The sequence below is a fragment of the Shewanella sp. YLB-07 genome, from assembly GCF_009377275.1.
Genome location: NZ_VOQB01000008.1, coordinates 119445 through 132413, shown reverse-complemented (window position 1 = coordinate 132413; position 12969 = coordinate 119445). Strand labels below are relative to the sequence as shown.

The following is a 12969-nucleotide window of genomic DNA, read 5'->3' as shown; positions in this document are numbered from 1 at the left end:
TTATCAGAAAGCCCTAATTAGTTTCGACCCCTTTATTCAACGTGGCAGTTGTTATGGGAGAGGAACCCCTACCTAACAATTGTGGTGTCTTGATTATACTACGACACTCATAAGATTTCCCTTTAAAATCATCTACTTCCGTAAGGTAGGCGCGTCTAACTGTTCGGCTGTAGCAATGATAATATGGCGTATCTTAAATACTAATTTGAGTGCTGCGGGACGGGGCATAATAACCTCCTACTAAGGCTCATCATTAAAACTTAGTCGGAGGAATGTAAGTATGCCATTAACCATGCCTGTCCATATTTTTTTTATAGCGCACAATAAAATTGCTATGATTCTACAAGCTCTAGCCGTTTATCCTTCATGTTTATTGGTAACGTTTTCAAGCCAGCTTCGCTATATTTGTAATTAATATAATTAGCAACTTTGCTTTCATGGGTTGATAGTAAAATTTGCATATCTGGAAACTCATATCTCATTAGTTGTACAAAAGAAGCCATATTAACTTCATCCATTGTCTGGACGGGATCATCAATCATTATGGTAGAAAGCTTCGGAGGATAAACTTTATTCATCGCTAACATAAAGGAAATAACAACGCCGGCAAGCTGTCCTGAGCTCATTGTGTTCCATGCATCATGACTATCATTGGGAGTCGCGCTGAACTGTATAAACCCCTTAGCTCCACCTCTTTCTGGGGTAATTAAAAAAACACCACTACCTTCAGGTCTCGACTGCAATATTTTTGAGCTATAAACAAAAAGCGGTATAGCAATATGTTTCGCAACGGCTTTTTCATATGCCTTAATTTCATCGTTAAAAACTGAGCTAATGGCTGATATTACGCCTCTTTTTTGTGTTAATTTTTTAACTTTTGTTCTTAAAAGGGATAGCTCTTTTTCTTTCGCTTTATAAGATGCTGAGCTTTGTTGAACCATTAACCGAGATAGTAATGTTAAGTCCTTGGTTATATCACTCTCATCAATTGATAATCTGTCATTTTCATCAAACGCTAAATTAAACACTTTCAAATCTTGAACATAAAAAGGGTATTCTTTTGGTACTTCAGCTTCAATCAATTTCTTATGACTATTGATAAACCGTATAAGCTGATCTTTGACTTCGCCATAGTCTTGATTAATGTCAAATAAAGTGCCATCTAGAAATGATGAACAATCTCCAACATTGGTATTAAGCCAACTTCTTACTCTTACCATTCTGTCGAAATCAGTCTTTTCAATATACTTAACCTTAATCAAGGTTTCAAAATTAATGCTAATGTACTGTTCATACATAGCCGTAAACCGCTTCATTTTGACAACTAAAGGCGTCACAAGCTCTTTTATAAGCCGTTTAGTCACCTCAGCTAATAATTTACCATTTTCACCTAACTGATCGTCAAAACGCTTTGTTTGTACATCATACTCATCGAGTAAATCCTGCCATTCTGGCTTTATATCGCCACATAACGGGCAAGGTATACCTTCGTGCTCCTTACTTTCATCATGCCCAATATGCCCTCTGTAATGCGATAATAAACTCTTACGGCATCCCTCAATTTTAACTATTAGTGAATTAAATGAGCTATTAGTCAGTAATAAAGCATTGAAGGTGGCAATATCTGTTGCGAACATATCGTAGTATTTGGGAAATTTCTCTCTATATTTATCTAGAATATCTTTACTAAGAGCACTTGGTTCACCGTCAAAAAGTCTAATCAGATCGTTGTAGCTAGTTGCTTTTTTACACGTTTTTTTCCAAATTAAGTAATGTTTATTCAGTTTTACTATCGCTTGATAACTCTCAACAATGCCTACCTTTACAAAGCTATCAAGCTCAGCTGTACGTTTAGTGGTTATTTCTTTAAGAAGATAATTGAATTTTAATTCATTAAATTTTGAAAAATTCTTTAAAACCCAATCAACCCCTTCTAAGTTATTTTTGTAAGAATTAAGTTGTTCCACTGTACTTGACGACAAATCAGCTAACACAGAAATCTTACCGCTTCCAAGTATTGTTTCTTCATCTGATTTTTGAACATTAGGCTTTGACAACTCAGCAAGTTCATTTCCGATGTCAGCAATTTTAGGTGTATAAGCGTCAATTTCTTCTTTTACTTTAGTCTTAAGAGCATCTAATTTTATCGCCTTATTTGTTTCTTCTATCGTGCCAAACAAGTGACTTATTTGTTGATGGCGCTTATTTTCATCTAACTTTAAAAAATGGCAGGTTTCTTCTTGTTGAATATAATTAAACAAGGTAAAGGTTGAATCTAACTTTTCATTTTCTAGAAGCTGCTTTAACTTTTTTATATCAAGTGGAGTACTTCTCAAGCTATCAGTAACTAAGTTATCTAACCACTGTTCACTCTCAAATCGGTCTATTACGTCTCTATACTTGGATACTTTCCCTTGCGCCCCTGAAATGTCGGCAGGGATATATATACCGATGACTAAAAGCGTTTCATCTCCATTTAGTAATTCTAATTTAATAGTAGTTGGCTTGCCATTATCCCCTTTAAGAATATGATCCTTTTTTGATTTAATGTCAGTATGCTTTATTCGGGAAATTTGACCCGTAAAGCATAACTCCACAGCATCAAAAATAGTCGTTTTACCAAAACCATTCGGGCCATCAAAAAGAACCAAATCACGATCAGTAAAATCAAAAATCATCGGTTCGATAAAAGACTTAAAGTTTTCTATTAGCATCCTTCCTAATTTAATCATCGACCGTTTCCTTAACTATTTCGTTGATCCACTCATCTAACTTATTGATATCTAGTGCTAACAATTCACTACAATTGATACGCTGCTCTGTAGATAATTTGTTATCTATCTGTTGTTGTAAATTTTGTTGATTGGACTCTTTTACTAATAAGGTTAAGAAAGGTAGTTTTTCATACAGCTTCGCGGTAAAAAAATACTCAATACCGCTGCTATTAAGTCCCAATGACTTTGTGCTCGTAAATTCATTAAATCTTTCAACGTCAGAGATTAACCCTTGCAAGTAGGACGTATAGTTATCTTTATTCTGATCAAAGCTTACTGCAACAACTGTGCGCTCGTTAGTTGTAACGGATAGCACTTGTTTCTTAAAAAAATATGGATCTTCTTCTATCGCGATAGACTGTTTCAGTACCTTCAGTTGCTCACCTATTTCATGGGAGGTAAAGATGATTAAAGTCGCATTTTTATCAAATGAAGGTGATATTTCTACATCATCTAAACCACCAACACTTAGTTGTTCAAATTGTTCAAATCCATCTTTTATCAAAGAAAACAACTTGATTTGAATATCGTTAATGACATCAGCCAGCAAGTTTTCCGGAAGGTTAAGGTATATAAAATAATCACCATGCGGTTTATGAGCGATATAAACTGAAGTCGACCAATCACCTTCAGTAAATGGTGTTTTTGCCAGAGAAAACTGTGACTCAACGAAAATGCGCGCCATCAGCTTATCAAAAAATTTATCCATTAATTTCCCCGAATGCTCTACGACTGTCCATAAATTTAATGTCCTTTCCGTTCGTGTATTTATCTGACTCTTTTGCCTTTGGTGGCGAATTTTTGTAGCTGCATATTTCTGTTATTTTTTCTATGCCAGCTGAGAATACATCATTAGCGTCAGTTGAATTAACGACAATGTAATCAACATTTTTATCAATTGCTGATTGGTTTCCATGATTATCTACTAGGCCTTTTTTTACTGTATTAATTTCAATTTTTTTGCGTCGTTCACTAGTTAGGTTAAAGTTGATACAACTAGGTTGATATTTCGAAATGTTATTTGGACAATTCAACGTTAGCTCACCTGAAGGTTTTATAATTTGTTGAATAAAATCTAAAAAGACGTTTTTAATTTTTTCTGGCTCTGATATTGCCTCATAGAACTGACGAACATTATCGCCCAGTATTTTGTGCGGATAGATTTGTCTTAAAAAACCAATGCAGTCATCAGGAAAATAATCCTCAATGATATTAATGCGCACAAATTCCAGCCTAAAGACAAATTGGCGATATGATTCAACAGCAGCTTCTGACGTTGAGCTTTTTATCTCTTGATAAAGCTCATCAAGCTGCTCGCTGTAGGCGGTTTCAAAATTTTCACGGCAAATCAAATTCCAATATTGTGCGTTGTGAACTCTGTAGTCTTCTCTAAGCTCATTAACAATGGCTTTGAATGAAAGCGTTGGCTTAATACGTTGCAGGTACGGAATATCATTATCTCGTTTATCTCGAATGTGCTGGTGTCTGGTGACTATACTTTGATCAAGCAATGCACATAGGGCTGCTTTATATAATTTAACCTCAGCGTCACCAAAGCTTGTTCCTATATGTATCTTTTGTAAAAGCTCATTAATTAGATGCTCAACTTCAGCATTAAGGGCGTCATCGGATAGCGCTAAATTGTATGCAGTTGGCTTATCGAAGCTGAGAAAAATATCCATTTCAGCTAGGCTTTTAGGATTGGTTAAACCGCCAACTAAATGGCTAGGAATGCCTTTGACCTGGGAAATATCCGCTGACGAAATATCAACTTCTTCGGAAGTATGGAAATAGGTAATTGATGAGTTAAACGCTTTTTGTAACAACAGTTCAAAATCAGTAAAGCACTTAATCAGGTTTTCGCGGTATTGGCTATCAACACTTTTTATCTTCTCTTCCCAGTTGCTGTCGAGTAAGTCATTATCATCAATTAGGTTGTTATTATTTATTTCACTTTTGATCGCGGCTTTTAATGCAGCCGCATCACCTGATTTTTGACTTTTTATTTTAAAATATTTAAATATATCAGTATCAGACAATACACCGTTCTTGCGATGTAAAATCGTTGCGATAGCGTCAACATGATCCGTAAAGTTGTTCGCCGCTTTATGTTTAACCTGATGAAGAGATAAGTAATCTTCATTCTTTTTGATCGAAAAATCTTCAATCCATTCATATTCAATATGATGCTCATCAAGAAAAACATCAAAAGCTGGTAAATCGATACCCGCTTGCGCTTCTCTGGAAATGTTGACTAAACAAACATAAAGCCCAATTTTACCTTGATAATTATAGCCATTCCAAGAAGGGGTCGCATCATGCAACACACTTTTAACCGTATCTGCCATTTTAAATTCCTTTTTAAGTGAATAGCTAATTAAAAGAACTAGTACAACAATAAATAACTAAGACACCCATTGTTCAATCTAACTGATTGGGTGTTTTTGGGGAATGGCTTTTGCTGCAAAGCGTAAAAAAATAGGGGGAGGGTTGATATGAATCAATTGCTTGCGCTATTCTCTCTGCTTTTTCTCAAAAGAGTGAGTGCTGCTAGCTTGTCTTCATCCCTGAATGGCTACTTTCATGAGTAGCCTGCATTTCCCTAACTGCACCCACAATAACCTACTTTTATTGTGGGTTTCAATATACAGGCCGTTATTTTATTGAAAAATATAAGATAAAGGGATCGGAACGAATAAGGTAAAATAGCCTCAAGTTTCATTTTAATACTAACTCGTTTGGGGCAAATCGACCGTGTCAGCGTAGACTAGCTGACATGCCTATGGACAGATACGAGTTAAAGTTAAAGCTCTATAATGTCATTATCGCATTAGGTTTGTATGGCCAAATTCTGAAAGATTAAGGAGACTGTGGTGGTCGGCCTGTAATTAGGGGGACTAAACGCGTCATCTCTTTATTTTCTATAAACCGACATCTATTCAGTTTATGAACTATCTTTCTATTTTGATACTTTCTTTTTATATTTTTTACGCGATTCTCAATTGTCCAAGAATTACTCTCGGCCAGAAAAGCGTCAAGCTTTGAGTAATTATCAATAAAGCTTGTATTAAAAGTTCCCAACCCTGACTGAACTAAATCACGAATTATAAAACACAGGTATTGATGTACTTCAAACCATCTAGATATCTCAACAACATTTAGAGATCTAACCGCTGTAGTCATCGCACAATTCTCTTTTGTGCTTTTTGAATTGAGTGCATGCACCCACTGACCATGAGCTATTTTATTTCTAATGTTCTGAGGTTTTTCGATATAAGAAGCAATAACATCCCTAATATGATCTCTTTTTAAAGCAATGCCAGTATCTACTTGATAATCCCCTACATGGCTTAGAGCAAGGTCTAACATGCACTTCCACTTATCAACAATCGAGTATTTAGCCTGCACGTTCTTAATTTCAGGGTATGAGAAACCATTAGGCGTATAAAGAATTTGAAGAAACTGAGCTTCAGATAGTGAACTGTAAAGAAGAGAATAGAAATTAGTTTTTATAGCCACTTTAAAATCATCACCTTTAAGAAGGTAATGATTTATATCCATAGTTAAATTCTTCTCGACTTTTTTTAAATATCGAACATTTCGACTTTGAATTTTGAAGAGTTCTTTAATTTCAGATTTAGTCATGGGATCTCGAGTGATGGTGGGGGGGCGGGAATCGAACCCGCCTCTCCTCTTCTAATACAAGTAATAGAAGTGACGCATTAGGCCTAACTATGCTACCCCATATGTTTGAATCTAAAAGATTATACATATACAAATGACCGAGCACAAGAATTCAGACAAGAGCCTTATAAAGCTTACATCAAGCGCCGCTGTATACGGTCGCTTGGATGCACTTATTAAGCCGTGGAAGCTGATGACCTTAAGTCTTGGGACCAATGAGTTTCACCCGAAATCGTTGTAGCAACTTCATCTAACAATAAATCGTGAGGTAAAATGTCGGAAGGAATAGTCCCTTCTAGCCCAAATCGTATAGTTGTTTCAGCCCACTCAGAATCTTCAGGGCCTACCGAAGGTTGCAGTGCATGACAAAATACAGCTCGAACATTTTTGTTCTTATAATCAAATGTGTTTATAGAATTTGCTATTTTTTTGTGACGTTCAAATTCAACAAAGGGCCCGTGAAGAGTCTCATATGCTATGTGTACTATAGTATTGCCTTCATCAGGAGCTTGATTTACCGCTTTATTGAGTAGTTTCTTAACATCTTTGGCTTTTTTATCTATTGATGCGTCAGATAGGCACTCCCACTTTGCGCAGTAAGCCTTATGAACGCCAGTACAGAATAAATTTAAAATATGCTCATCATCATCAGGGCCTATTGCATTTATCCCTTTAGGTGAGTGCACTTGAGTATAACTCCCACTTCTTTCATACCCCCCTGAAAACAAAGCGACCATTTGTGGGGAGTTCCAAGATACTTGATATTTATCGAAATGTTTATTAACTTCATCCATATTTATATAATCTACAGATACAATTATTTGGTCATTCTCCAAGCACCTGCCAGAGCTAATCATTCCATTATCAGCAATTTCAGTAAATGCTGAAGCTATAATTGTTTGCGGCGTATCTGCCACTTCAACTTTGAAAGTAACATCTAAGAATGTTGGAGTCTTAAAACTAGACATGACATGAACCAGTTTATCCCAGCGTATATTCCATTCTTTCCTTTCTATTTCAGAATATTCAGTAACTTTCGCTTGTCTTTTACACTCTACGTAGAAACTTTCTGCCCCCTTCTCTACTAATAAGTCTGGTGTTTTTTTTATGGCTGTTTCAGGAATAAATGAAACACTCCAACCATTTCGTGCATACATCAATGCAACACTGATTTCAAAAAGCATTGAATCAGGTTGGTTATTTTTGCCCTTTAGCAATTCAGCCAGCTTTTCGTTTATCCCAGATATTTTTTTAGCTAGTTCAATATGTCGCCCAAAAGCTGAAAAGAAAGGGAGTATTCTGCAAGACTGTGATGGTTGACTGACATATGGCCGGTAATATTGTGATTCAACAAGATACAGGTACCAAGCAGTCCAATCTTGATGAAATGCAATTCTTTTATTTGAATCTGATAACTCTTCTCTATTCCCCCCTTTATTAGGAAAAAAACTATGTTGTTGCCTTTTAAAATATGAAACAACATCTTTTCTACGTTGGTTCCATTGCTCTTCGCCCATAATTTCTAGAAACCAATCTAATGCTTTCTTTGCATCTAGAATCCATGGTTCTTTTTTTCTGTCTTCTAGGTACTGCTCATGCTTTTTCCATCTACCATCATTATTTCCACTATTTATTTTCTTTGCTCTTTGTTTTTTGACGTTACGACAGACTTTTATTTTTTTACTTTTATTTTTATTTTTTTTCAACTTTATTCTCGATAGAAGAATTTATATATGAATTAACGGTGTCACCCATCATGCTAGCAGGCTCCTTTGTTGCCATTCATGCTATCTGAGTGGTAAAGCTTTCTCAACGATGTGATGCTTGTTTTGCGGGCTTTACACTCAATATAGAAATATTAATGGGTGATCATTGATGCCATCATCCATGTTATCTGCACAGTCATAGGATCAGGTCTTGATTCTTGCCCGATGCATTGACTTAGGTATGGCAAATATGACTAAACAATTTGTGCAATACTTGTTGCTCTAGCAAACTTTGGGGCAAAGGTGAGTCAGCCACGCACTCTGTCATTACTGTGGGAACATGACCGCATAAATACCAATCGATTTTTTCATGTTTCTACTGTGATAGCTACATGAGCAAGTTCAACTGAAAACATAAAGCCAAATTTAGCCAACAACACACAAGATCTTTCGCTATCATCTTCGATTTTATTCAGCACCTCTTTAACGAATTTCTGCTCTCTTTTTCGAACATACGCTAGAGTTCTCGGGAGTTCCTTTAACTCAATTTTTGACTTCATAAGATCATGAGCAAGCTTATTTCTGATGTTCTTTATTTCATGCAAAGGAGGTAGTAACTCTCTAAATTCTTTTTTTTCACTAGCCTCTTCAAACTCATAAATATTGATAAATGACTTCAACGTCTCAATTTTCTTACCTAGCATTGCATCTTTTATTTCAGGCTCGATACAGACTAGCAAGTTACTAATTTTGTGTTCAATGAGAAGAACAATGCTAAAAAACATTCCCGTTTTTGCATTAGACTCTTGAGTCCTAGCTTTAAGCCACTTATTACCCTCTGCTACGATCTCTATCAGTTTTTGCGTATTTGCTTCCGGTGATTGAGGCACTCGATAAGTAATAGTTGGCTTAGCTTGAGCCTTTGGTTTTTTATAATAACCAAATTTATTAAGTAATTTTTCCACGATTCCCTCTTAAACATTCAACACCTGCAATAAGGTTGTACCTAAAGAGCCAATAAAACGCACTGGTAAGCTCCTAGTATCGTAAACAGGATACTTCCATGAGAAAAAGTATGTCAAATAACTCATTGGTAAAATGTGCTTTCTGTCAGCGCTGACTCACTTTGGGGCAGAAACGTGTCAGTCTGATTCGTATCGATGTAAAATAGATTGCGCGACTAGGGTATGCCTTTAGCAATAGCTTGAAAAACGTTTTGGGGCTCTTTCGAATCCAATTCGCCATGAAAAAACCAACAAGGCTACCCATTTTTTCAATACTTATTTGTTGGTTCGCGTGCCAAAATGACACAGCAATTGCTTGTTGAACACTTTAAGACCATAATATCCATGTGACACTTTGACACGACAGGATAATTACATTATGGCTACTACTTTGCCTCGCATCACTGCAAGAGTTGATGTCGATACACAAGATTTACTTACTAAGGCGGCAGCAATTGCTGGTATGTCTAGTATTAACTCATTTGTCTTGAGCGCTGCAATCGAAAAAGCAAAACAAGTTATTGAGCGTGAGCAATTGCTAAAACTTAGTCAAACTGATGCAATGTTGTTGATGAAAAGCTTAGACCGCCCAGCAACGACAAACTCAAAGCTTAAAGCTGCTTCTGAACGTTACGAGAACAAAGTTCAATGATGAATACGGTACTTCTAGACAAAGTTAAACACGGTAGAAACCGATTCAACTGTGGTATTGAATCTCTTAACAACTATCTGAAAGTGATGGCGAGTCAGCAAGCAAAGAAAGACAACACCAGAACTTTCGTTTTAGAAGATGATAACGATAACTCGCATATCATTAGCTTTTATACACTAACAATGACACCAATTGACTTAAAGGCTTTACCCGATAAGTTACAAAAAAAGCATCAATCATCTACTTCTGGCGGTCTCATTGCCCGTTTAGCTGTCGATGATCGCTATAAAGGGAAAGGCTTTGGTGAGTGGTTACTTATCGATGCACTACGAAAGCTACTAGCCGCCAGTGACAGCGTTGCATTCCCAGTGGTTATTGTTGACGCAAAAGACGGCGCAAAACACTTCTATGAGCGCTATGGATTCAAAACATTTCAAGATGAAGAGAACAAACTCTTCATCACCATTTCTGATGTTAGAGCGAGCTTAGGCTATTTAGAAGACTAAAAAATACCTTTCTTTCGACTATAGACGCCATCTTTTAATAATCTATGGGTTAGAAATAGACATCAAGGACTATAGACGGCTCAATGAAACATAAATCACCGTACCGCTGTCTATTCAAATAAGTTCTCGTAGGGCAAACTCGCATTAACAGCATGTGAATGAGTAATAGATCTAAATGATAATGTGTTATTCCTTAAGCTCTAATTTATGTTGTTATGCGAACGCGCTAAGGGACTTGCTGTATTAATGGCGTCATGGTCCAGCGCTTTTCTAATTTCTTTCCTTCTTTTAAGTTGATGGTTCCTTGTTGAGAAATGATAGCTTGTCCTTCTTCACTTAAAATATAGTTCATAATATCTCTGGTCTTTTGCTGGGGGTGATTAAGCACAACCATATATAACGGCCTAAAATAGGGATATTGCCCAGATGCAATATTCTGCTTCGATGGGTAAACACCATCAATCGATAATATTGACACAGCTCTTTTTCTTGCAGAACTGATGCCAGTAACAGCGATACCGTAAATGGAACGAGACTCAATGTTCTTTTCAAGCGGTCCTGACGATTCATGTTGCAAGGTTTTTATGGGTAATTCAAAATGAGGGTCATCAAAAATGAGCATTCTGAACATGTAACTAACGCCTGAAATGGATGAACTCCTGACATTGACATCTATCGCCTGATTATCCCCCCCAAGAGATTGCCAGTTACTGATTTTACCAACATAGATATTTCTTAATTGCTGTGATGAGATGTTTTTTACCGGGTTACTTTTATGTGTAATGACGACAATCGCATCCCAAGCCACATGAACCATCGTCACGCCTTGTTCCTCACTGACGATGTCCCCATTTAGCCGTAAGACATGCCTACATGAGCCACCCACATCCGCTATCCCGTTGGCTGTTAAACGAATTCCTTTAGTGGCGCCGCCCCCAGCCATTCTAAACTTGATGTCATATTTTTCTGTATATGCCTTAGCTATTTCTTCCATAAATGCCTTTCTTGATATCCCACAGCCCATCCAGGTGATCCTTTCATTTGCATACAGTGGTGAAACATTCGAGATCAATATGAAAGCAGTAAAAATACAGATTAACCTGTGCTTAGCAATCAAGGCGGCACCCGTCATTTAAGGGCTATATTTAATGACTATAGGTCAAATATGGGGAGGATGGTGCAACGGAACGGTAAACTATAGAGCGACAACTAGGATAAGGATTTATTCGTCCGAAAAATAGGTTAACCCCCGTCTTTAGACGGGTAGTTGTGGCTGCTCGCTTTCATAAATCGCAATTCTCGCACTTATCCGGTTTTTCTTTTAAACACATTTCTACCTGGCACAGACAATGGCTCGGCAACGTCTATGAATGGGCGGGGAAAATCAGAAATGTAGAGATGGGGAAAGCCGGATTTCAGTTCACTTCACCGCTTCAAATTGGCAAATGTCTAGATTTGTTTGGAGAAGAGTATTTATCCCAATTTCAATATTTACCACATTTTGATAAGGAAGAATTAGTCTCATATTTAGCACGTAGTCATATCGGATTTATCTTGATACATCCATTTCGAGAAGGGAATGGACGTTTGAGCCGATGACTCTTAGACGGTATGGACAACAAAGCTGGATTAGTCTTGTTAGACTACAGCCTTTGGGATAAGCACAAAGATTTTTACATCGCTTCCATTCAAGCTGGTGTATCACATGACTACCAGTCATATGGAAAGACTCGCTATGGATATCATTTAGTGGGCTAATGACAGGTAACGGTACTTGCCCTTGTTGTCTTTTAGCTTTTGTTCAATCGAACGTACCGACGCTCTTGTTTCAATCGCGGTAGAACTAGCAACGGCTCTGTATATCATTTTTTGCGTGACTTTTTTCTTCCCACTTTTCATGACTCACGCTCCTGTACAAGCTAACACATATTATTAATGCTCCATCACAAACTGCCATTTATCAATCTGGAGTCAATAAGCATCAGTGCACTTACCGCTAACAATACCTTTTGCTGATAAAGAATTCAGAATCTATCAATTATAAACCACACTATAACCTTCCCCCAATACATGCCACCACGTTGAGCGTATGATAAAAAACGCCTCAGTGAATAAGCAGACAAAAAACGGGCGCTCATAGTCAAACTCAAAGGCACATTTTTAGCGAACCATTATGAATATTGAACAGTTCACCATGAAAAAGACGATGACAAACTCTGGCTAGGTGCAAAGACCGATAAGTTAGCACTTGTCTGAGTTGATAAAGAGGTGGCACGATGTTCACGGCCGCCAATTGATCAATCCTGAACATTGATAAATTGTAGCTTGTGGGATACAATTCTATGAAATATACGGTGCATAAAACGGCAGAATTTGATAAATGGCTTTCAAAAATGAAAGACAAGAGCGCGTTAAAAGCGATACTGATGCGGATCATGCGAGCGGAAAATGGCCACTTTGGTGACAGCAAAAGTGTGGGTGCACCGATACTAGAGATGCGGATTTTTGTCAGTAAAAGCTATCGGGTTTATTTTACCACCCGCGATCAAAAAATTATCTTGTTATTGCATGGTGGCCACAAAGGTACACAGCAGCAAGACATTAACAAAGCCCATGCGCTTCTCGCTCAGTTGGAGGATTGAT

At 37.2% G+C, this 12969-nt stretch carries 12 protein-coding genes; 4 read left to right on the top strand and 8 right to left on the bottom strand.

Annotated features, from left to right (window positions below; genetic code table 11):
- Positions 1-332: 332 nt before the first annotated feature.
- The 6 genes from FS373_RS18065 to FS373_RS18040 all read right to left on the bottom strand — a co-directional run bounded on the left by FS373_RS18065 (position 333) and on the right by FS373_RS18040 (position 9129).
- On the bottom strand, positions 333-2732 hold the full coding sequence (locus FS373_RS18065) for an AAA family ATPase (protein WP_152830075.1): 2400 nt from the start codon (positions 2730-2732) through the stop codon (positions 333-335).
- Positions 2725-3483 carry an ABC-three component system middle component 1 gene (locus FS373_RS18060; RefSeq protein WP_152830074.1) on the bottom strand — a complete coding sequence of 253 codons (759 nt, stop codon included), beginning with the start codon at positions 3481-3483 and terminating at the stop codon, positions 2725-2727. Before FS373_RS18060 ends, FS373_RS18065 begins: the two co-directional genes overlap by 8 nt.
- The gene (locus FS373_RS18055; RefSeq protein ID WP_152830073.1) at positions 3476-5122 is read right to left on the bottom strand and encodes an ABC-three component system protein; all 1647 of its coding nucleotides are present in this window, start codon (positions 5120-5122) and stop codon (positions 3476-3478) included. Before FS373_RS18055 ends, FS373_RS18060 begins: the two co-directional genes overlap by 8 nt.
- Before the next feature lie 511 nt (positions 5123-5633).
- Positions 5634-6419 (bottom strand): hypothetical protein, encoded by a 786-nt coding sequence (locus tag FS373_RS18050; protein ID WP_152830072.1) that lies wholly within the window; start codon positions 6417-6419, stop codon positions 5634-5636.
- A gap of 215 nt (positions 6420-6634) precedes the next feature.
- A complete protein-coding gene (locus FS373_RS18045; protein WP_194165889.1) occupies positions 6635-8164 on the bottom strand; it encodes a hypothetical protein in 1530 nt (509 codons plus the stop codon).
- 368 nt (positions 8165-8532) lie between these two features.
- On the bottom strand, positions 8533-9129 hold the full coding sequence (locus FS373_RS18040; protein ID WP_152830071.1) for a hypothetical protein: 597 nt from the start codon (positions 9127-9129) through the stop codon (positions 8533-8535).
- Positions 9130-9547: 418 nt separating this feature from the next.
- Between FS373_RS18040 and FS373_RS18035 the strand changes: the two genes are divergently transcribed.
- Positions 9548-9820, top strand: coding sequence for a DUF1778 domain-containing protein (locus tag FS373_RS18035; RefSeq protein WP_152830070.1), 273 nt, complete (start codon positions 9548-9550; stop codon positions 9818-9820).
- Positions 9817-10326, top strand: a complete 510-nt coding sequence (locus FS373_RS18030; RefSeq protein ID WP_152830069.1) for a GNAT family N-acetyltransferase — start codon at positions 9817-9819, stop codon at positions 10324-10326. The genes FS373_RS18035 and FS373_RS18030 overlap by 4 nt, the downstream gene beginning before the upstream one ends.
- A gap of 226 nt (positions 10327-10552) precedes the next feature.
- On the opposite strand, the gene FS373_RS18025 is transcribed toward FS373_RS18030, so the two are convergent.
- Positions 10553-11458 (bottom strand): substrate-binding domain-containing protein, encoded by a 906-nt coding sequence (locus FS373_RS18025; RefSeq protein ID WP_152830068.1) that lies wholly within the window; start codon positions 11456-11458, stop codon positions 10553-10555.
- A 137-nt stretch (positions 11459-11595) separates the two neighbouring features.
- On the opposite strand from FS373_RS18025, the gene FS373_RS32770 reads away from it, so the two are divergent.
- On the top strand, positions 11596-11925 hold the full coding sequence (locus FS373_RS32770) for a Fic family protein (RefSeq protein ID WP_416221767.1): 330 nt from the start codon (positions 11596-11598) through the stop codon (positions 11923-11925).
- A 147-nt stretch (positions 11926-12072) separates the two neighbouring features.
- Here FS373_RS32770 and FS373_RS31585 read toward each other — a convergent pair whose 3' ends face one another.
- A complete protein-coding gene (locus FS373_RS31585; RefSeq protein ID WP_194165888.1) occupies positions 12073-12225 on the bottom strand; it encodes a hypothetical protein in 153 nt (50 codons plus the stop codon).
- A 443-nt stretch (positions 12226-12668) separates the two neighbouring features.
- On the opposite strand from FS373_RS31585, the gene FS373_RS18015 reads away from it, so the two are divergent.
- Entirely contained in the window at positions 12669-12968 is a 300-nt protein-coding gene (locus FS373_RS18015) for a type II toxin-antitoxin system RelE/ParE family toxin (RefSeq protein WP_152830067.1), read from the top strand.
- Position 12969: the final 1 nt, after the last annotated feature.

Excerpts from the sequence above, each read along its gene's own strand:
- FS373_RS18055 (WP_152830073.1), bottom strand. The coding sequence starts at position 5,122 with ATGGCAGATACGGTTAAAAGTGTGTTGCATGATGCGACCCCTTCTTGG.
- FS373_RS31585 (WP_194165888.1), bottom strand. The coding sequence starts at position 12,225 with ATGAAAAGTGGGAAGAAAAAAGTCACGCAAAAAATGATATACAGAGCC.
- FS373_RS18015 (WP_152830067.1), top strand. The coding sequence starts at position 12,669 with ATGAAATATACGGTGCATAAAACGGCAGAATTTGATAAATGGCTTTCA.
- FS373_RS18025 (WP_152830068.1), bottom strand. The coding sequence starts at position 11,458 with ATGACGGGTGCCGCCTTGATTGCTAAGCACAGGTTAATCTGTATTTTT.
- FS373_RS18060 (WP_152830074.1), bottom strand. The coding sequence starts at position 3,483 with ATGGATAAATTTTTTGATAAGCTGATGGCGCGCATTTTCGTTGAGTCA.
- FS373_RS18035 (WP_152830070.1), top strand. The coding sequence starts at position 9,548 with ATGGCTACTACTTTGCCTCGCATCACTGCAAGAGTTGATGTCGATACA.
- FS373_RS18050 (WP_152830072.1), bottom strand. The coding sequence starts at position 6,419 with ATGACTAAATCTGAAATTAAAGAACTCTTCAAAATTCAAAGTCGAAAT.
- FS373_RS18030 (WP_152830069.1), top strand. The coding sequence starts at position 9,817 with ATGATGAATACGGTACTTCTAGACAAAGTTAAACACGGTAGAAACCGA.
- FS373_RS18065 (WP_152830075.1), bottom strand. The coding sequence starts at position 2,732 with ATGATTAAATTAGGAAGGATGCTAATAGAAAACTTTAAGTCTTTTATC.